We start from the raw sequence: 16947 nt of genomic DNA, 5'->3' as shown, positions 1-16947 counted from the left end.
ACGGGGTCAGTTCAGGCGGTTCTTCAGCTGCTGGATCAGCGAGGCGGTCTGGTGCCGGTGATGCTCGTCGCCGGTCAGCGCCATGAAGGTCTCCAGCGCGGTGATGGCGTCCTTCAGGTTGCCGGCATGGGCCTCCAGAAGGCCGGTCTCGCGCCACAGCGCCGGCTCGTGCGGCGCGAACAGGCGCATCGCTTCCAGCACCTCCAGCGCCTTCGGCACCTCATGCGCCGACAGGTGGCGCAGCTTGATGTTGTTCTGCAGGCGCAGCAGCACGTCGCGGTTCGACACCGGCTGGTAATGGCCGGGCTCCAGCTCGGCGGCGCTGCCGGCGGTGGCCTTCAGCAGGTCGCGCAGGTCGACGACGCTGCGGGTCTGACCCTCGTTGAAGGGGTCGAGGATGGCGCGCGCCCCGTCCTTCTCGATGCGGACCAGGAAATGGCCGGGGAAGTTCAGCCCCACCATCGGCCAGCCCTGCGAGCGGGCGGCATGCATGTAGAGGATGCCGAGCGCCACCGGCAGGCCGCGCCGGCGGTCGATCACCCGCAGCAGGTTGGCGTTCTGCAGGTCGTCGTAGGTGTCGTGGTCGCCGGAATAGCCGTGGCGCCCGCCGATCACCGCGTGGAGATGGGCGATGCGCGCCTCCAGGCTGTCGGCTGCCGGATCCTCGGCCACGCGGGCGGCCAGATCCTCGACGATGGCGCGGATGTGGGCGCGGTAGGGGGCGAGGTCGGCGTTCGGCAGCTCCAGCGCGCCAAGCGCCAGGGCGGCTTCGGCCAGATCGATCTCGTCGTCCGGCTGGTCGCCGATGCGGCGCAGGATTTCGCGGGCTTCCGCGCGGTTGCTCAAGACTGTCGCCCCCTCAAATTCATCCCCTCACAGTCTCCAGGCATCGACCAGATGACGGGGCCAGGCCCAAGGGGTAACCAGCATCACGTCGAAGCGCAAGACATAGCCGGCATAGCGCGGATTGGCGCCCAGGAAGGCATGGGCGGCCCGGGCCAGCCGTCCGCGCTGGCGGGCGTTCAGCGCCTCGTTGGCGGTGTCCCAGTCACCCCGCGCCTTCACCTCGACGATGGCGATGGTCTTTCCACGCTTCGCCACGATGTCGATCTCGCCCATCGGCGTGCGAAGGCGGCTGGCCAGGATGCGGTAGCCGCGCAGCCGAAGCGACAGGCGGGACAGCGCCTCCGCCCGGCGGCCCAGGCTTTCGGCACGCAGGCGCCGCGCATCCAGGTCGGTCATTTCGTCTTCTCCTCGCGCTGCAGTTCCAGCGCGCGGGCATAGACGGTGCGCTTGTGCTGGCCGGTGCGGGCGGCGACGTCTGCGGCGGCGTCGCGCACCGACAGGCGGGTCAGCGCCTCGCGCAGCAGGGCGTCGACGTCAGCCTCCCCCGGCGTCGCCTCCTCGCCCGGCGGGCCGATCACCAGCACGACCTCGCCGCGCGGCGGGCCGGCCTCGGCGTAATGGGCGGCCAGTTCCGGCAGGGTGCCGCGCCGCACCTCCTCGTACAGCTTTGTCAGCTCGCGGGCGACGGCGGCTTCGCGCGGGCCCAGGATGTCGGCGAGGTCGGCCAGAGATTCCGGCAGACGCTGCGGCGATTCGAAGAAGACCAGCGTGGCGGGCACGCCCTTCAGTTCGCCGGCAGTGGCGCGGCGTGCGCTGCTCTTGTTCGGCAGGAAGCCCGCGAACAGAAAGCGGTCTGTCGGCAGGCCGGACAGCACCAGCGCCACCAGCGGAGCCGAGGCGCCGGGCAGGGTGGTCACCGCCACGCCTTCCGCCACGCATTCCCGCACCAGCTTGTAGCCGGGGTCGGAGACCAGCGGCGTGCCGGCGTCGGTGACCAGCGCGATGGCCTCGCCCTTTTTCATGCGGCCGATCAGGACCGGACGCATCTTTGCGGCGTTGTGCTCGTGGTAGGAGACGAAGGGGGTGTGGATGCCGTGGATGCCCATCAGCTTGGCGGTGACGCGCGTGTCCTCGCAGGCGATGGCGTCGGCCCGCTTCAGCGTGTCGAGCGCCCGCAGCGTGATGTCGGCGGCGTTTCCGATGGGGGTAGCGACGACATGGAGTCCGCCCGCGAGTTTACTTGGCGCGGCGAGGGGGCTACCTTGAGCGCCACTTTGAACCATGCCTTGGGTCTCGCCTTCGGTATCGGCGGCCGTTTCAGCAGATGTGGAGATGATCGGTGGCACGCTTGGCAACAGCTTTCTCACAGGGTCTGAAACGTCACGGCGTGGCAGCCTTGCTGGTCGCCGGCCTGTTGTCGGCCTGTTCGACTGTAAGCGCGCCGCCGCGGGTGGCACAAGCGCCGCAACCGGTTCCGGCTCCGGTGGCTCCCCTGCCCGACGCGCAGAGCCCGGTCAAGGTGGCGGTCCTGGTGCCGCTCAGCGGCCAGAGCGCGGCCATCGGACAGGCCATGCTGGACGCGGCGCAAATGGCGCTGTTCGACATGGCCGGCGACCAGCTGCAGCTTCTGCCACGCGACACCAAGGGCACGCCGAGCGGTGCGGCCGACGCAGCGCGTCAGGCGTTGGCCGAAGGCGCCCGCCTGATCATCGGCCCGCTGTTCGCCGCCGACGTCGCCGCGGTGCGCCCGATCGCCCAGAATGCCGGCGTCGACGTGCTGGCCTTCACCAACGACGCCACCCAGGCCGGCAACGGCACCTATGTGCTGGGCTTCGTCCCGGCCGATCAGGTCGGCCGCGTTGCCGGCTATGCCCGCTCGCGCGGGGTGACGCGCTTCACCGTGCTGGCGCCGCGCTCCCCCTATGGCGACGCGGTGGTCAACGCCCTGCAGGCTATCGGCCCGCGGCTGGGCGCCATGACCACGCAGGTCGAACGCTACGACCCGGCGATCACCGACCTGTCGGTCCCGGCCAAGCAGGTCGCACAGGTGACGCCGCAGCCGCAGGCGGTGATGCTGGCCGAAGGCGGCCAGCGTGCCCAGGGCATCGCCCAGGCGCTGGCGACGAACGGCGTGCAGCCGCAGCAGGTCAAGCTGCTGGGGACCGGCCTGTGGGACGACAGCTCGCAAGGCGCCCTGGGGCAGGAGCCGGCGCTGGTCGGCGCCTGGTACGCCGCACCCGCGCCGCAGACCCGCGCCCGCTTCGAGTCGCAGTTCGAGCAGGTCTATGGCCGCAAGCCGCCGCGCATCGCCACGCTGGCCTATGACGCGACCTCGATCGCCGCGGTGCTGACCCGCAGCGGCGGCCCGGTCCCCTTCGACCGCATGGCGATGACCAACCCCAACGGCTTCGAAGGGTTGGACGGCCTGTTCCGCCTGCGCGCCGACGGCATGGTCGAACGCGGGCTTGCGGTAATGGAGATCACGCCCACCGGATCGCGCGTGGTCGACCCGGCGCCGCCGTCGTTCGAGATGCTGGGGCAGTGAGTTTAGACACTCCCTCTCCCGCCTCGGGAGAGGGTTGAAGGAAATGCGCCGCGGTCGTCTCGGGACGATCCGCGGCGTTTTCTTTTGTCAGGTAAGGATACGTGGGGATCGTCGCTGTGCATCCCCCTCACCCTGACCCTCTCCCCAGGGGGGAGAGGGGACAACTCCCTGGGCGGGAGAGGGCAAGCAAAACGCTATCCTTACTTACGCCCGTGCCCGCAGGTAGGGGGTCAAGCGCCATTCGGCGAACTTGATCAGGCGGGTGGCGACGAAGTTCAGCACCAGATAGATCGCGCCTGCGACGATGAACAGCTCGAAGACCGCGAAGGTCTGGGCGATCATGCGCCGGGCGATGCCGGTGACCTCCATCAGCGTGATGGTGCTGGCGAGCGAGGTCGCCTTCACCATCAGGATCACCTCGTTGCCGTAGGCCGGCAGCATCTGGCGGATCGCCACCGGCAGCACGATGCGGCGGAAGGCGAGCGCCCGCGACATGCCGCAGGCCCGCGCCGCCTCCACCTGCCCCTGCGGCACCGACAGGATGGCGCCGCGCAGAACCTCGCTTGTGTAGGCGCCGGTGTTCAGCGTCAGCGCCAGGATGGCGCACCAGTAGGGTTCGCGCAGGAAGGGCCAGAGGATGCTTTCGCGGATGAACTCGAACTGGCCCAGCCCGTAATAGACCAGGAAGATCTGCACCAGCAGCGGCGTGCCGCGGAAGAGGAAGACGTAGGCGGCGGCCAGCGTCTCCACCACGCGGTTGCCGGACAGCCGCAGCAGCGCGACGCCGAAGGCCACCAGCGCGCCCAGCGCCAGCGATCCGACGATCAGCTGCAGCGTCAGCGACAGCCCGCCGAGCATGCGGGGCAGGCTGTCCCACATCAGTTGCCAGTTCATGGCCTCATGCCCTCCGGACGCCGCGGTTGGCGGAGATTTCGGCGCGGTTGAACAACGCCGTCGAAATGGTGGTCAGCAGCAGGTACAGCACGGCGGCGGTCCCATAGAACAGGAAAGGCTGGCGCGTGGCGCCGGCCGCCAGATGGGTCACGCGCATCAGTTCAGCCAAGGCCGTCACCGACACCAGCGCCGTGTCCTTCAGCGTCAGCTGCCAGACATTGCCGAGGCCGGGCAGGGCGAAGCGCAGGGTCTGCGGCACCAGCACCCGGCGCAGGATCAGCCAGCGGCTCATCCCGCAGGCGCGCGCCGCCTCGATCTGACCGAAGGGGACGGACTGCACCGCACCGCGGATCACTTCCGTCGAATAGGCGCCGGAGATCAGGCCGACCGCCAGCACGCCGATGGTGAAGGCGTTCAGGTCGACCCGCCCGTCATAGCCGAAGGCGGCGGCGATGGAGGTGGCGACGCTGCTGCCGCCGAAGAACAGCAGATAGATGACCAGCAGTTCGGGGATGCCGCGGACGACTGTGGTGTAGATGTCGGCCACCACATTCAGCGCCAGGGAATGGCTGAGCTTGGCGGAGGCGCCGAGCGATCCGACGAGGATGCCGAAGGCAAAGGCCGACACGGCGACCGCGACCGTCATCGCGGTTCCCATCAGAAGCTGTCCGCCCCAGCCGTTGGGACCGAAGGAAAGGAGTTCCAGCATTGGCACGCCCGGTAAGGCCCGCCGGGCGCGGCGCGGAAGGCCGGCCGTACGGGGTCAACTAACGGCGATCGGGGAACGAGCGGCGCCCGGTTGCCATGAAGGCCGCCGGGCGCCGTTCCGATCAGACAAGCGGACCGGAGGCCCGCCTTATCCGGTCGCCTTACTTGGGGGAGATGTCGTAGCCGAAATGCTGCGTGCTCAGCTTCTTGACGGTGCCGTCCTTCAGCGCCTCGCCGATCGCCTTGTCGAACATCGCCTTCAGGTCGGCGGTGTCCTTGCGCAGGCCGACGCCCATGCCCTCGCCGATCACGCCGCCGATGAAGTTCGGGCCGACGACGACCATCTTGCCCGGCGTGGCCTTCAGCACCGCCTCGACCACCGAACGGTCGCCGAACATGGCGTCGACGCGGCCGGAGTTCAGGTCGATGCCGGCATTGTCGATCTTGTCGTAGGTGCGCATGGTCACCTTCGACAGATGCTTGTCCATGAAGTCGGCCTGGATGGTCGACACCTGGACGCCGACGGACTTGCCCTTCAGCGCTTCGGCCAGCTTGTCCAGCACCGGCTTGGCCTTGGCCTGATCGTTTAGGTCGATGCGGTCGGCGCCGAGATTCAGCGCCTTGCCCAGCGGCGAGTCGGTCAGCACGGCGAAGACCGACGGCTCGGTGCCGTAGGGGGCCGAGAAGTCGATGACCTTCCTGCGCTCGTCGGTGATGGTCATCGCCGACATGATGGCGTCGTACTTGCCCTGCTGCAGGGCCGGGATGATGCCGTCCCAATCCTGGGCGACGAACTCGCAAGACACCTTCATGCGCTTGCACAGGTCGTTGGCGAGGTCGATCTCGAAGCCGATCAGCTTGCCCGAGGTGTCGGTGGCGTTCCACGGAGGATAGGCGCCCTCGCTGCCGATGCGGACCGTCTTCCACTCTTTGGCACCGGCGGCGCCCGCCGCGGCCACAGCCATCATGGCGCCAAGCGCCAGGGCCGAAACGATCTTCTTCAACGAACACACTCCTCTGTTCGGTTCGCCCGTTCTTTGGCCCTTGTCGGGGCCGGGCTGTTTCTGACTGGTCCGGTCCTGCCCTCTGCCTCGTCCCCTCACGCCGCGCCGGACAGATGGCGCGAGAGGAACTGCCGCACCCGGTCCGAGTCGGGGTCGGTCAGCACCTTGTCGGGTGACCCCTCCTCCTCGATCCGCCCCTGGTGCAGGAAAACCACCTTGGACGCCACCTCGCGGGCGAAGCCCATCTCGTGCGTCACCAGGATCATCGTGTTGCCTTCGTCCGCCAGCTGGCGGATGACGCGCAGGACCTCGCCGACCAGTTCGGGGTCCAGCGCCGAGGTCGGTTCGTCGAACAGCATCACCTTCGGCTGCATGGCGAGCGCGCGCGCGATGGCCGCGCGCTGCTGCTGCCCGCCCGACAGTTGGACCGGGTAGGCGTCGGCCTTGGCCAGGATGCCGACCTTGTCCAGCAGCGCGCGGGCGCGGTCGACGGCTTCCGCCTTCGGCACGCCCAGCACATGCACCGGCGCCTCGATCACATTTTCCAGGATGGTCATGTGGGTCCAGAGGTTGAAGCTCTGGAACACCATGCCGAGGCTCGTGCGGATGCGCTCCACCTGACGGGTGTCGGCGGGAACGGTTGCGCCGCGGCGCGTCTTCTTCAGCGCGATGGCCTCGCCGCCGATGACGACGCGCCCGTCGTCCGGAATCTCCAGCATGTTGATGCAGCGCAGCAGCGTGCTCTTGCCCGAACCGGATGAGCCGATCAGCGTGATCACGTCGCCTTCGCGCGCGGTCAGCGAGACGCCCTTCAGCACCTCCAGATCGCCGAACCGCTTGTGCAAATCCTCCACGACGACGGCGGCGGGTGCGGAGTCGCTGACGGGCGGATGGCGATGCATGCGTGGGAACCGGCAGGGTTGTGGGGGCTGGCTATGGTCTGACCATTGCGGCATAGGCTAGACCGGCCCGTAGGCGTTCCGCAACGCGGATTTCACACGCCGTGCACGTTGTGCCGCTTGTGTCTGAAAATGATGCGTCACCACAACAAAAGTACCAGAATCTGCGGCCCCAGGATGCGCAGGCACATCGCCAGCGGATAGACCGTGGCATAGGCCAGCGCCGGAGCCTCCGACGCGACCAGCGCGTTGGCGTAGGCCAATCCCGGCGGGTTGGTCTGGGCGCCGGCCAGCACGCCGCAGATGGTCAGGAAGTTCAGCTTCATCAGCCCGCGCGCGATCAGCCCGGCCAGCAGCAGCGGCACCAGCGTCACCAGCACGCCCCACATCATCCAGGGCCATCCGGCGCCGCTGGCCAGCGTGGCGACGAAGCGGTCGCCCGACGCGATGCCCAGCACGGCCAGGAACAGGACGATGCCGATCTCGCGCAGCGCCAGGTTGGCGGCCGGCGGCATGAACCACACCAGCGGCCCGACATGGCCGACGCGGCCCAGGATCAGCGCCACGATCAGCGGCCCGCCGGCAAGGCCCAGGCGCAGCGGCGCCGGCATTCCCGGCAGGAAGATCGGGATGGCACCCAGCGCCGCGCCCAGCGCGATGCCCAGGAACAGCGGGATCATCTCCACCTGCTGCAGCTTGCGGGCGGAGTTGCCGAAGACCTGCCCGACGGCGGCGAGGCTTTCGGGCCGGCCGATCACCGTCAGGATGTCGCCGAACTGCAGCTTCAGCGCCTGGGTCGGCACCAGCTCCACGCCCGACCGGTTGACGCGGCTGACCACCACGTCATGGGCCTCCTGCAGGTTCAGCGCGGCGATCGACTTGCCCAGCACCGCGTTGCTGGTGACGACGATGCGCTCCCATTTCAGGTCGGTGCCCTTGGTGGTCAGCGGCCGGTCGAACTCCTGCCCCAGCAGCGCCCGCACCTGCTCCAGCTTCTGCCGCGGCCCGACCACATGCAGCACGTCGCCCAGCTTCAGGCGGGTGTCGTCATGCGGGACGCAGAGCTTGCCGTCGCACAGCAGGCGCGAGGCGACCACCCCCTGGCCGCACAGCAGGGCGATGGAGCCGAGCGCCTTGCCCGCCAGTTCCGGGTTCCGCACGGCCAGATCCATCGTCTCCAGCTTCGACACTTCGGCGCGCCGGCATTCCTCGAAGCGGGCGGCTTCAGCCTCCGGGTCGATGCGGAACAGGATGCGGACGGCGGCCATCGCTAGCAGGTTGCCGGCGATGCCGAACGGGTAGGTGACGGCGAAGGCAAGGCCGGGCAGGGCCATCACCGCCGCGTCGGCCCCGACCTCCGTCAGGACCTGCTGGGTGGCGGCGAGCGCCGGGGCGTTGGTCACCGCACCGGCGAACACCCCCAGCGAGGACCCCAGCGACAGCGCCCCCGACGAGACCAGCGCCGCGGTCAGCAGGATGCTCGATCCCACCATCAGCAGAGCCAGTCCGTTCAGCGCCAGCCCGGTGCGGCGCAACGCCGCGAAGAAGCCGGGGCCGACCTGGATGCCGATGGTGTAGACGAACAGGATCAACCCGAAGTCGCGGATGAAGTCCATCATCTCCGGATTGAAGGCGATGCCCGCCTGCTTGGCGATGTGGCCGCCGGCGATGCCGGAGAACAGCACACCGCCGATCCCCAGCCCGACCCCTCTGATCTTGATGTGACCGAGCGCCACGCCCGCCGCCGACACGAGGCCGAGCATGAGCACCACCCGCGCGATCGGCGGCATGGCCTGGAGAATGTCTGCGAAGGCCGACGTGAAGGCCGACATGGGAGGACTCGCTTGCTGAACACGATTGGGCAGGATTCCGGCAGGCCCCGGACGGGCTCCGGAAACGCCGCGACACTCCCCGCGGACGGGGGAGCGACGGCGCCACGATGCGGCAGGGCAGCGGGGTAAGGCGTTGATTCAGAACAAGCGGTCGGGCTTTAATCCTGCCGTTCCCGGCACCCCCGCGCTGCATCCCGCGCATGGGAGCGCAGCGCTGCGATGCCGACCGTCCGCCACAGGACACCTTCCGATTGCACGAACTGCATCCAAATTTTGCCACTTTCTCCCTATAAAACTCATCTCAAGCAACCGGCGACGCATGTCGCGCGCATCGGCGTCCCCCCTAGCGCCATCGCAGCGACGAACGGACGCCGTTCCATCGAGCATCGTCCGGCCGGACCCGGCCGGGCGCGCGGCCATCGCGAGAACCCCCTCGCGGTGGCCTTTTTCTTTGCGTGGCTCATGCAGCGGCGACGCCATTCTTGCTCCGGCTTTTCCCCCGCCCTGTGCTATAGCAGCGCCTCCCTCAACCGGAGGCGCGACCCGTCCCATGCCCGTTTTTTCCGGATCCGAGCTGACCTGCCTGCGTGGCGACCGGCTGGTCTTCACCGGGCTGGAGTTCCGCATCGCTCCCGGCGGCGCGCTGGTGCTGCTCGGCCCCAACGGCAGCGGCAAATCCAGCCTGCTGCGGGTGATGGCCGGCCTGTTGAAGCCGCTGCGCGGCACGCTCGGCTGGGACGGGGTGTCGGTCGCAGAGGATCCCGACGGCCACCGGGCGCGGGTGCAGTATGTCGGCCATCTGGACGCGGTGAAGCCGGTGCTGACGGCGGCGGAGAACCTCGCCTTCTGGGCGGCGCTGGCGGGAGCCGCCGATCCGGCCGCCAACGCGCGGGTGGCGCTCGACCGGCTGGGGGTGCCGCACATCGCCGGGGTGCCGGGCCGCTACCTGTCGGCCGGGCAGAAGCGCCGGCTGAACCTGGCGCGGCTGCTGGCCGCACCGGCGACCTTGTGGTTGCTCGACGAACCGACCGTGGCGCTCGACCGCGCCGCGATCGCCCTGTTCGAGGGGCTGATCGCCGAACACCGCGCCGAGGGCGGCATGGTGGTGCTGTCCACCCATACCGACATCGCCACCCCCGGCGGCGAGGAACTGCATCTGGACGACTTCACCCCCTATGCCGACGATGAAGAGGGCGGCGAGGACGAGTTTCAGGAAGAGGGGGCCGCGCCATGAGCCGTTTCCTGCGCCTTGTGGCGCGCGACCTGCGACTGGCCCTGCGCCAGGGGTCGGATGCCACCATCGCCGTCATGTTCTTCGTCCTGTGCGTGGTGCTGTTCCCCTTCGGCGTCGGGCCGGAGCCGAACATCCTCGCCCGCATCGCCGCCGGCGTGATCTGGGTGGCGGCGCTGCTCGCTTCGCTGCTGTCGCTGGAGCGGCTGTTCCAGACCGATTACGAGGACGGCTCGCTGGAGCTTCTGTCGCTGTCCTCCCTGCCGCTGGAGGCCGCGGTGCTGGCGAAGACGCTGGCCCACTGGCTGGTGACCGGCGTGCCGCTGATCGTCGCCGCCCCGCTGCTGGCCGTCCTGCTGAACATGGATGCGCAAGGCTTCGGCGTGCTGGTGCTGACGCTGACGCTGGGCACGCCGATCCTCAGCCTGATCGGCTCCATCGGCGCCGCCCTGACCCTGGGGGCGCGGCGCGGCGGCGTGCTGCTGTCTCTGCTGATCCTGCCGCTCTACATCCCGGTGCTGATCTTCGGCGCCGGCGCCATCGACGCCGCGATCAACAGCCTGACTCCGCGCCCGCACCTGCTGCTGCTCGCCGGCATCCTCGCCGCCGCCCTGCCGCTCGCTCCCTGGGCGGGGGCCGCGGCGCTGCGTCAGGCGGTGGAGTAGGGGAGGGGGCCTGCGTCGACTCTCCCCTACGACTTCGGCGCCTTCTCCGGCAGCAGCGTCTCGATCGCCTCGCGCACCTTGTCCGCTTCGGGGTCGGTCATGGTGGAGAACCAGGACACCAGCTTTCCGTCCGGGCCGACCAGATATTTGTGGAAGTTCCAGCGCGGCTTGGCGAGGAAGCCCATCTCGTCCGACGCCCAGCGGTAGAAGGGGTGGGCGCCGTCGCCCGACACCACCGTCTTGTCCGTCATCGGGAAGTCGATCCGATAGTTGACCTCGCAAAAGTCCTTGATCTGGTTCGCAGTCCCCGGCTCCTGCCCGCCGAAGTCGTCGGACGGCACGCCGACCACCACCAGCCCACGGTCACGGTAGCTCTGCCACAGCGCCTGCAGCCCCTTGTATTGCGGGGTGAAACCGCATTGCGACGCGGTGTTGACCACCAGGATCACCTTGCCCTCGAACTGCGACAGCGGCAGCGGCTGTCCTTCGATGCCCTGGAAGGTGAAGCTGTAGGCGTTGGTTGCACTGCTGCTGGCGGCCATGGCGCTGGTGGCTCCCATCATGGAAAGGACCGCCGCAAGTGCGGCGGCCAATGTGACGGTATGAAAACGGGTCCGGACAGTCATCGGTGCGGCTCGGCGGCTGGGATCGATATCGGCGGTGTCGGAAACGCGGTGGACGGCGACATCCTTACATACGATGCCTCATACGCTCTCCGGCGCCTATCGGATCAAGCGGACGGCGGAAAGGATCCGTCATCCGCCCGCTGCATCCGGCCTACCCCTACCGGATGGGTAGCGATACCGCCCCCCGAACAACAGCTTCATAGGTAAGGATGCGCGGCGCCCAGACCGCCGCCCGCCCTCTCTGCCGCCGGACACCGCCCGAAAAATGTCTCACCCGGTCCAGCCCAAGCCTGAGCATAAGAGCTTACCCCATCGAAATGGGTACGCGGCCCTCCGCTCCGTTCCCGTCAACCCCCCGCCGACACAAGCCCATCCGAGGAGAACAGGCCGATGAACGCCGCAGCCACCATGCAGCCCCTCCGGATGCCGGGAACGGCCGTGCGCCGCGTGGCCGGCGCAGTCGCCAGGACGGCCGGTGCCGCGGTTGCCGTCCTGTTGCTCGGCGCCGCGCTGTCGACGCCGTCCTTCGCCGATCCGGGGGACCATGGCCGCGGCCATGCCTGGGGCCATCACAAGCACAAGAAGAAGCACCATCATCATGACGACGGCCCGGTCGTCATCTATGGCGCGCCGCCGCCGGTGGTCGTGGTTCCCGCTCCGCCGCCCCCGCCGCGTGTCGTCTATGCACCGTCCTATGCGCCGCCCGCCGTCGTCTACGCCCCGCCGCCCCCGCCGCCGGGCGTCAGCGTCCAGATGAACATTCCGCTCCGCTAACGACCCGCATGCCTCGAGCGCCCCGGCTGCCCGGCCATGCCCGGCGGCCGGGGCGTTCCTGTGTTCCGGCTGTGACCATCCTGTGTCCTCCCTGCTGTCCCGGTCACCGCTCCGGTCTCCTCCGGCAGCCTGCCTCCGCCCGACACCGGTCCGCAAAGCCTGAAAAGCCTGCACCGTCAGTCCTTTCGTGACAGGACCCATCCGCACCGGTAGGATCGCGCGGCCTGTCGCGAAGGCGGTAGACCGTTCGGGTGGTTTACGGAAACTCAACCGATCTCCGGCCTTCTGTGGGTCGGATGCATCCTGCGGTCCGTGGCGGGTAGGGGTAGGGAGAAGACCGGATGTTCGTGATCATCGGTTTGGTCATCGTGGTGGTCAGCGTGTTCGGCGGCTACATCCTCGGCGGCGGCCACATGGGCGTGCTGTGGATGCCGTTCGAGTTCATGATCATTCTCGGATCGGCCGCCGGGGCGTTCTTCATCGCCAACCCCAAGTCCGTGGTCACCCACACCGGCAAGGAGCTGGGCCACCTCTTCAAGGGCCCGAAATACAAGAAGGAGGACTTCCTGGAGGTCCTCACCATGATGTACCAGGTCTTCAAGATCGCGAAGACCAAGGGCTTGCTGGCGCTGGAGCAGCACATCGAAAAGCCGGAGGATTCCCCGCTTTTCCAGCAGTTCCCGAAGTTCTACGGCGATCACCATGCCATCGCCTTCCTCTGCACCTATCTCCGTCTGATGTCGCTGGGCGCCGACAACCCCCACGAACTGGTCGACCTGATGGACGAGGATATCGAGACGATGCACCACGAACACCAGCGCATCGCCGACGCCATCCAGGCGGTTGCCGACGCGGTGCCGGCGCTGGGCATCGTCGCCGCGGTGCTGGGCGTGATTCACACCATGGGCTCGATCACCGAACCGCCGGAGGTGCTGGGCAAGCTGATCGGCGGCGCGCTGGTCGGCACCTTCACCGGCATTCTGGTCGCCTACGGCTTCCTCGCCCCCATCGCCAGCGGCCTGAAGAACATCTACCACGCCGAAGGCCGGTACTATCACGCGATGAAGACCGGCCTGATCGCGCATCTGTCCGGCTACGCGCCCGCAATCTCGGTCGAATACGCGCGCAACGTGCTGGAACCGGAATACCGTCCGAGCTTCGCCCAGGTGGAAGAGGCGACCTCCGCCCTGCCGCCGGCCTGATTCATCGGAGGCCCCGATGCCGGACATCGACATCGCCTGGAACGAGGGCACGGTCGGCGATTGGGACGCCCTGTTCGCCCGCGCACCCCGCTCGACTCTGCTGCAGAGCTTCGCCTATGGCCGCGCCATGGGCCGCACTTATGGCCATGTCCCGCGGCTGGGCGTGATCCGCCGCGGCGGTGAGCCGCTGGGGCTCGTCCAGACGCTCGACCGCCGCATGCTGAAGCTGTTCCACGACCGCCAGTGCTACCGCGGCCCGCTCTGGCTCGACGGCACGATCCCCGATGCCGACACGCTGGAGCCGGTGTTCCGCCTGCTGCGCCGCGCCTGCCCGCGTTCGCCGCTCAGCCGCGCCAGCCTGCTGCCGGAACTGCCCGCCGGACCGGAGACGGAGGCGCTGCTCGCCCGCTGCGGCTTCCGCAAGGTCGGCCCCGGCTACCGGACCGTCTGGTTCGACCTGACCCGCAACGAGGAGGCGATGCGTGCCGGCCTTGCCCGCGACTGGCGCCAGCGTCTGCGCGGCGCGGAGAAGGCCGGTCTCGTCCTCGACGTCGATTGGAAGGCCGACAACCTGCCCTGGCTGATGAAGCAGGAGCATGACCAGGCACTGGGCAAGGGCTTCCGCGCCATGACAGGGCCGCTGGCCGTCCGCCTGCGCAACGCCATGGTCAAGGGCGGCGGCCGCACCGACGGGGCGCTGATGGTGACGGCGCTCGACGGCCGCAAGCCGGTGGCCTGCGGCCTGTTCTTCCGCCACGGCATCTGCGCCACCAGCCAGATCAGCTGGGCCGACGAATCCGGCCGCAAAAGCGGCGCCATGCGGCTGGTGTTGTGGAAGGCGATGCAGGAGTTGAAGCAGCGCGGCGTCCGCACGCTCGACCTCGGCGGCATCAATCCCGACACCGCCCCCGGCGTCACCGAGTTCAAGCTCGGCACCGGCGGGGAGGCGGTGGAGACCGTCGGGCAGTATCGCTGAGCCTGTCGCCCCTGATGATCTTTGCCTGATGATGGCCTGACCGGAACCGGCTATCCTTACCTGCGTGCCGACCCGACACAGCCTTTCCGCACGGGATGTCCGCCATGTCCGACCTCGAACCGTTGAAGCCCGGCGAAGCAGACGTCGCCATCGAACGCGCGATGCAGCAGCGGCCGAAGGCGATGATCATCCGTGAAAAGCTGCAGAAGATGCTGGATGACGAGAACACGGCGCGGCAATTCGTCGGCGCCATCCGGAACATGATGAACAAGGAATAGGCGCAGCCTTGCGGCCATCACCGGCGGCCCCATCACCGGCGGCAATCGCCGCCGGCATGCCGATCAGCGGCCGGCCATCAGCAGCTTGTGGCCTTGTTGCAGCCCTTCTCCTCCGGGGAGGCCGGCGCCGGGGTGCGCGCCAGTTGCAGGCCGCCGCGGGACTCCTCGAACAGCTTGTCGATCGCCCGCCGGGCCTGTTGGAAGTTCTGGAGTTCCCGCCCCTCCAGCTTCTCGCCGGTCGGCAGGTCGACGGAGCGCGGGTTCACCTGATGCCCGGCCTTCAGCACCTCGTAATGCAGGTGCGGACCGGTTGACCGCCCGGTGGTGCCGACATAGCCGATGATATCGCCCTGATCGACCCGCGCACCGCGGCGGATCGACTTGGCGAAGCGGCTCATATGGGCGTAGGCGGTGGCGATCTCGGTGTTGTGGCGGATGCGGACATAGTTGCCGTAGGAGCTGTTGCGCTCCGCCAGTTCGATGGTGCCGCGGCCGGCGGCATAGATCGGCGTTCCCGACGGCGCTCCGAAATCCACGCCCTTGTGCATCTTGCTGAAGCCCAGGATCGGGTGATGGCGCATGCCGAAGCCCGACGTGATGCGGGCGCCGTCGATCGGGGTGCGCAGCAGGGCGCGGCGGATGCTCTCGCCGTCGTCGTTGTAATAGTCGATCCGCCCGTCGCGGGTCTTGAACCGGTAGATCGGCATGTCGTCGCCGCTCAGCGTCAGCGACGCGTACAGCAACTCGCCTTCGCCCGCCTCTGTGCCGTCGGCGGTGACCAGCTTCTCGTACATCACCTCGAACCGGTCGCCCGGCTGCAGGTCGCGCTGGAAGTCGACGTCATAGGAGAAGTTCTGGAGGAAGGCCATCATGACCGAGATCGGAACCCCGGCCTGCGCCCCCGCTTCGAACAGGCTGGAGCGGATGACGCCCTGCGCCGCGACCGGCTTGCGCGTCACCGGCTTCTCGATCTGGCTGGAGGTGAAGCCGGCATCGCCCTTGCGCGCGATCGACACCGACCGCAGCGGATCGGGAGCGAACTCCAGGCCTACGAACTTGCGGGCACCGCCGCGGCGCGGCTCGAACAGGACGGTCACGCGTTGGCCGACCTGCAGGCGGCGGGGATTGTAGACCTCCCGCAGGGCGGCCACCGCGTCATGGGCGTCGTTGGTCGACACCTTTGCTTCGGTCAGCAGATCCATCAGCGTGTCGCCGCGGCCGATGGACAGGGTACGGCGGTCGACCGGACCGGCGGGACCGCCATCGTTGTTGCCGTCATTGCGTTTGGCATCGTCCTTGGCCTCGGACGCGTCCTCCGCTCCCGTGTTCGGCTTGACCGCAGGCTTGTAGGCATGGGGCCCGCGGCCGTTCGGCGCATCGGCGCCGCGCGCGGAAACCGCCGCAGGCGTCATGGCACCGGCCGTCATGATGGCAAGCAAGGCGAGCGTGGGAAGGCGGGAGAGCCTCGAACGCACCGTCATCCTCCTCCTGTAACCCCTGGGGCTGCCCAGCAGGCGGCCGGCAATGGCCATCACCGAAGGTGTTAAGCCTTTGGATCGGACGATGCTGGACCGGTCCGACCCTGTCAACCGACACAAGACCGCAGGGATGAACCCTATGGGAACACTATGGATTGGCGCGCTCGGACGGTCGCCGGCCACGCCGCGGTTGGTGGGTCGTTCCCTTACACTGAATCCGCTCCAGGCTCCGGTGAAAAACGAACCGTCAGGAATTTTTCATCGAAGCGCAAAAAACCGCTTGCCAGTTTTGGGGGAGGGCGCCTATAACCCGGTCCACCGACGGCGGGGCGCTGAACGACAGCGCGGTGCCGAAGGAGAAACGGATAAAGAAAACAGCAGCTTAGCTGTTTAATCTTCCGGCTTCGACCGACATACCTCCGGCCCACTCTGGTCCGATCCCCGAAGAGGGAGGCGGAAGAGCGGCCGGTGCGGCACGTTTCAGTGCTGCGGGTTCTTTGACAAGTTAATACCGTGTTGTGAGAAGGGATGCGCAGGCGGCGGCAGTTGGTAGCCGTTGCGGCCTTGTGGTGTTGGGTTCCTGCGGGGATCGGCACAATGAGGATCGTCTGTGCATCTTTTGAGCAGAGAGACTGTAACAGTATCGACGTTTCAGGAGATCGCTTCAGGCGGTCCTGTCAGTCGTGGATTTCGGTCCGCGATCTGAACCTGAGAGTTTGATCCTGGCTCAGAACGAACGCTGGCGGCATGCCTAACACATGCAAGTCGAACGAAGGCTTCGGCCTTAGTGGCGCACGGGTGAGTAACACGTGGGAACCTGCCTTTCGGTTCGGAATAACGTCTGGAAACGGACGCTAACACCGGATACGTCCTTCGGGAGAAAGTTTACGCCGAGAGAGGGGCCCGCGTCGGATTAGGTAGTTGGTGTGGTAACGGCGCACCAAGCCGACGATCCGTAGCTGGTCTGAGAGGATGATCAGCCACACTGG

The 16947-nt window shown here is 68.0% G+C and carries 18 protein-coding genes and 1 rRNA gene; 9 read left to right on the top strand and 10 right to left on the bottom strand.

Annotated features, from left to right (window positions below):
- Positions 1-6 precede the first annotated feature (6 nt).
- Genes J2Y49_RS00095 through rsmI form a run of 3 tightly spaced genes read right to left on the bottom strand, consistent with a single transcriptional unit; the run spans position 7 to position 2129 of the window.
- The gene (locus tag J2Y49_RS00095) at positions 7-846 is read right to left on the bottom strand and encodes a transglutaminase-like domain-containing protein (protein ID WP_310110632.1); all 840 of its coding nucleotides are present in this window, start codon (positions 844-846) and stop codon (positions 7-9) included.
- 27 nt (positions 847-873) lie between these two features.
- Positions 874-1242 (bottom strand): YraN family protein, encoded by a 369-nt coding sequence (locus J2Y49_RS00090; RefSeq protein WP_310110630.1) that lies wholly within the window; start codon positions 1240-1242, stop codon positions 874-876.
- Positions 1239-2129: a 16S rRNA (cytidine(1402)-2'-O)-methyltransferase gene (gene rsmI, locus J2Y49_RS00085; RefSeq protein WP_310110627.1), complete on the bottom strand. Its 891-nt coding sequence runs from the start codon at positions 2127-2129 to the stop codon at positions 1239-1241. The genes J2Y49_RS00090 and rsmI overlap by 4 nt, the downstream gene beginning before the upstream one ends.
- 104 nt (positions 2130-2233) lie before the next feature.
- Here rsmI and J2Y49_RS00080 point away from each other — a divergent pair, with 104 nt between their 5' ends.
- On the top strand, positions 2234-3391 hold the full coding sequence (locus J2Y49_RS00080; protein ID WP_310110625.1) for a penicillin-binding protein activator: 1158 nt from the start codon (positions 2234-2236) through the stop codon (positions 3389-3391).
- A 204-nt stretch (positions 3392-3595) separates the two neighbouring features.
- On the opposite strand, the gene J2Y49_RS00075 is transcribed toward J2Y49_RS00080, so the two are convergent.
- The 5 genes from J2Y49_RS00075 to J2Y49_RS00055 form a co-directional block, all read right to left on the bottom strand.
- Complete coding sequence (locus tag J2Y49_RS00075) at positions 3596-4285, bottom strand: ABC transporter permease (RefSeq protein ID WP_014249265.1); 690 nt, start codon at positions 4283-4285, stop codon at positions 3596-3598.
- Positions 4286-4289: 4 nt separating this feature from the next.
- A complete protein-coding gene (locus tag J2Y49_RS00070; protein WP_149223636.1) occupies positions 4290-4994 on the bottom strand; it encodes an ABC transporter permease in 705 nt (234 codons plus the stop codon).
- Between the two features lie 160 nt (positions 4995-5154).
- The gene (locus tag J2Y49_RS00065) at positions 5155-6006 is read right to left on the bottom strand and encodes a lysine/arginine/ornithine ABC transporter substrate-binding protein (RefSeq protein WP_310110617.1); all 852 of its coding nucleotides are present in this window, start codon (positions 6004-6006) and stop codon (positions 5155-5157) included.
- An 86-nt stretch (positions 6007-6092) separates the two neighbouring features.
- Positions 6093-6899, bottom strand: coding sequence for an ABC transporter ATP-binding protein (locus J2Y49_RS00060; RefSeq protein ID WP_310110615.1), 807 nt, complete (start codon positions 6897-6899; stop codon positions 6093-6095).
- 137 nt (positions 6900-7036) lie between these two features.
- Positions 7037-8728: a putative transporter gene (locus tag J2Y49_RS00055; RefSeq protein ID WP_310110612.1), complete on the bottom strand. Its 1692-nt coding sequence runs from the start codon at positions 8726-8728 to the stop codon at positions 7037-7039.
- Between the two features lie 511 nt (positions 8729-9239).
- Between J2Y49_RS00055 and ccmA the strand changes: the two genes are divergently transcribed.
- Both ccmA and ccmB read left to right on the top strand, forming a co-directional pair.
- The gene (ccmA, locus tag J2Y49_RS00050; protein WP_409017791.1) at positions 9240-9962 is read left to right on the top strand and encodes a heme ABC exporter ATP-binding protein CcmA; all 723 of its coding nucleotides are present in this window, start codon (positions 9240-9242) and stop codon (positions 9960-9962) included.
- Positions 9959-10624, top strand: a complete 666-nt coding sequence (ccmB, locus tag J2Y49_RS00045) for a heme exporter protein CcmB (protein ID WP_014249273.1) — start codon at positions 9959-9961, stop codon at positions 10622-10624. The genes ccmA and ccmB overlap by 4 nt, the downstream gene beginning before the upstream one ends.
- Before the next feature lie 26 nt (positions 10625-10650).
- Here the strand turns inward: ccmB and J2Y49_RS00040 are convergent, their stop codons facing one another.
- Positions 10651-11250, bottom strand: a complete 600-nt coding sequence (locus J2Y49_RS00040; RefSeq protein ID WP_310110600.1) for a glutathione peroxidase — start codon at positions 11248-11250, stop codon at positions 10651-10653.
- Positions 11251-11640: 390 nt separating this feature from the next.
- Here J2Y49_RS00040 and J2Y49_RS00035 point away from each other — a divergent pair, with 390 nt between their 5' ends.
- The 4 genes from J2Y49_RS00035 to J2Y49_RS00020 all read left to right on the top strand — a co-directional run bounded on the left by J2Y49_RS00035 (position 11641) and on the right by J2Y49_RS00020 (position 14480).
- Entirely contained in the window at positions 11641-12024 is a 384-nt protein-coding gene (locus J2Y49_RS00035; RefSeq protein ID WP_310110598.1) for a hypothetical protein, read from the top strand.
- Positions 12025-12365: 341 nt separating this feature from the next.
- Positions 12366-13226: a flagellar motor stator protein MotA gene (gene motA, locus J2Y49_RS00030; RefSeq protein WP_194914455.1), complete on the top strand. Its 861-nt coding sequence runs from the start codon at positions 12366-12368 to the stop codon at positions 13224-13226.
- A 16-nt stretch (positions 13227-13242) separates the two neighbouring features.
- On the top strand, positions 13243-14202 hold the full coding sequence (locus J2Y49_RS00025; protein WP_310110594.1) for a GNAT family N-acetyltransferase: 960 nt from the start codon (positions 13243-13245) through the stop codon (positions 14200-14202).
- A gap of 104 nt (positions 14203-14306) precedes the next feature.
- Positions 14307-14480, top strand: coding sequence for a hypothetical protein (locus J2Y49_RS00020; RefSeq protein ID WP_310110591.1), 174 nt, complete (start codon positions 14307-14309; stop codon positions 14478-14480).
- A 77-nt stretch (positions 14481-14557) separates the two neighbouring features.
- Here J2Y49_RS00020 and J2Y49_RS00015 read toward each other — a convergent pair whose 3' ends face one another.
- Positions 14558-15961, bottom strand: coding sequence for a peptidoglycan DD-metalloendopeptidase family protein (locus J2Y49_RS00015; protein WP_310110588.1), 1404 nt, complete (start codon positions 15959-15961; stop codon positions 14558-14560).
- A 43-nt stretch (positions 15962-16004) separates the two neighbouring features.
- On the opposite strand from J2Y49_RS00015, the gene J2Y49_RS00010 reads away from it, so the two are divergent.
- Together J2Y49_RS00010 and J2Y49_RS00005 are read left to right on the top strand one after the other, a co-directional pair.
- Positions 16005-16352: a hypothetical protein gene (locus J2Y49_RS00010; protein WP_310110586.1), complete on the top strand. Its 348-nt coding sequence runs from the start codon at positions 16005-16007 to the stop codon at positions 16350-16352.
- A gap of 310 nt (positions 16353-16662) precedes the next feature.
- Positions 16663-16947 (top strand): 16S ribosomal RNA (locus tag J2Y49_RS00005); the annotation flags it as partial.

The sequence above is a fragment of the Azospirillum sp. BE72 genome, assembly GCF_031455875.1.
Taxonomy (GTDB): Bacteria; Pseudomonadota; Alphaproteobacteria; order Azospirillales; family Azospirillaceae; genus Azospirillum.
This window is presented reverse-complemented; position numbering and strand designations above follow the sequence as displayed.

Bases quoted from the DNA above. Each gene is read 5' to 3' on its own strand.
- J2Y49_RS00090 (WP_310110630.1), bottom strand. From the start codon at position 1,242: ATGACCGACCTGGATGCGCGGCGCCTGCGTGCCGAAAGCCTGGGCCGC.
- rsmI (WP_310110627.1), bottom strand. From the start codon at position 2,129: ATGGTTCAAAGTGGCGCTCAAGGTAGCCCCCTCGCCGCGCCAAGTAAA.
- J2Y49_RS00075 (WP_014249265.1), bottom strand. From the start codon at position 4,285: ATGAACTGGCAACTGATGTGGGACAGCCTGCCCCGCATGCTCGGCGGG.
- J2Y49_RS00070 (WP_149223636.1), bottom strand. From the start codon at position 4,994: ATGCTGGAACTCCTTTCCTTCGGTCCCAACGGCTGGGGCGGACAGCTT.
- J2Y49_RS00060 (WP_310110615.1), bottom strand. From the start codon at position 6,899: ATGCATCGCCATCCGCCCGTCAGCGACTCCGCACCCGCCGCCGTCGTC.
- J2Y49_RS00055 (WP_310110612.1), bottom strand. From the start codon at position 8,728: ATGTCGGCCTTCACGTCGGCCTTCGCAGACATTCTCCAGGCCATGCCG.
- ccmB (WP_014249273.1), top strand. From the start codon at position 9,959: ATGAGCCGTTTCCTGCGCCTTGTGGCGCGCGACCTGCGACTGGCCCTG.
- J2Y49_RS00040 (WP_310110600.1), bottom strand. From the start codon at position 11,250: ATGACTGTCCGGACCCGTTTTCATACCGTCACATTGGCCGCCGCACTT.
- J2Y49_RS00035 (WP_310110598.1), top strand. From the start codon at position 11,641: ATGAACGCCGCAGCCACCATGCAGCCCCTCCGGATGCCGGGAACGGCC.
- motA (WP_194914455.1), top strand. From the start codon at position 12,366: ATGTTCGTGATCATCGGTTTGGTCATCGTGGTGGTCAGCGTGTTCGGC.
- J2Y49_RS00025 (WP_310110594.1), top strand. From the start codon at position 13,243: ATGCCGGACATCGACATCGCCTGGAACGAGGGCACGGTCGGCGATTGG.
- J2Y49_RS00020 (WP_310110591.1), top strand. From the start codon at position 14,307: ATGTCCGACCTCGAACCGTTGAAGCCCGGCGAAGCAGACGTCGCCATC.
- J2Y49_RS00015 (WP_310110588.1), bottom strand. From the start codon at position 15,961: ATGACGGTGCGTTCGAGGCTCTCCCGCCTTCCCACGCTCGCCTTGCTT.
- J2Y49_RS00010 (WP_310110586.1), top strand. From the start codon at position 16,005: ATGGCCATCACCGAAGGTGTTAAGCCTTTGGATCGGACGATGCTGGAC.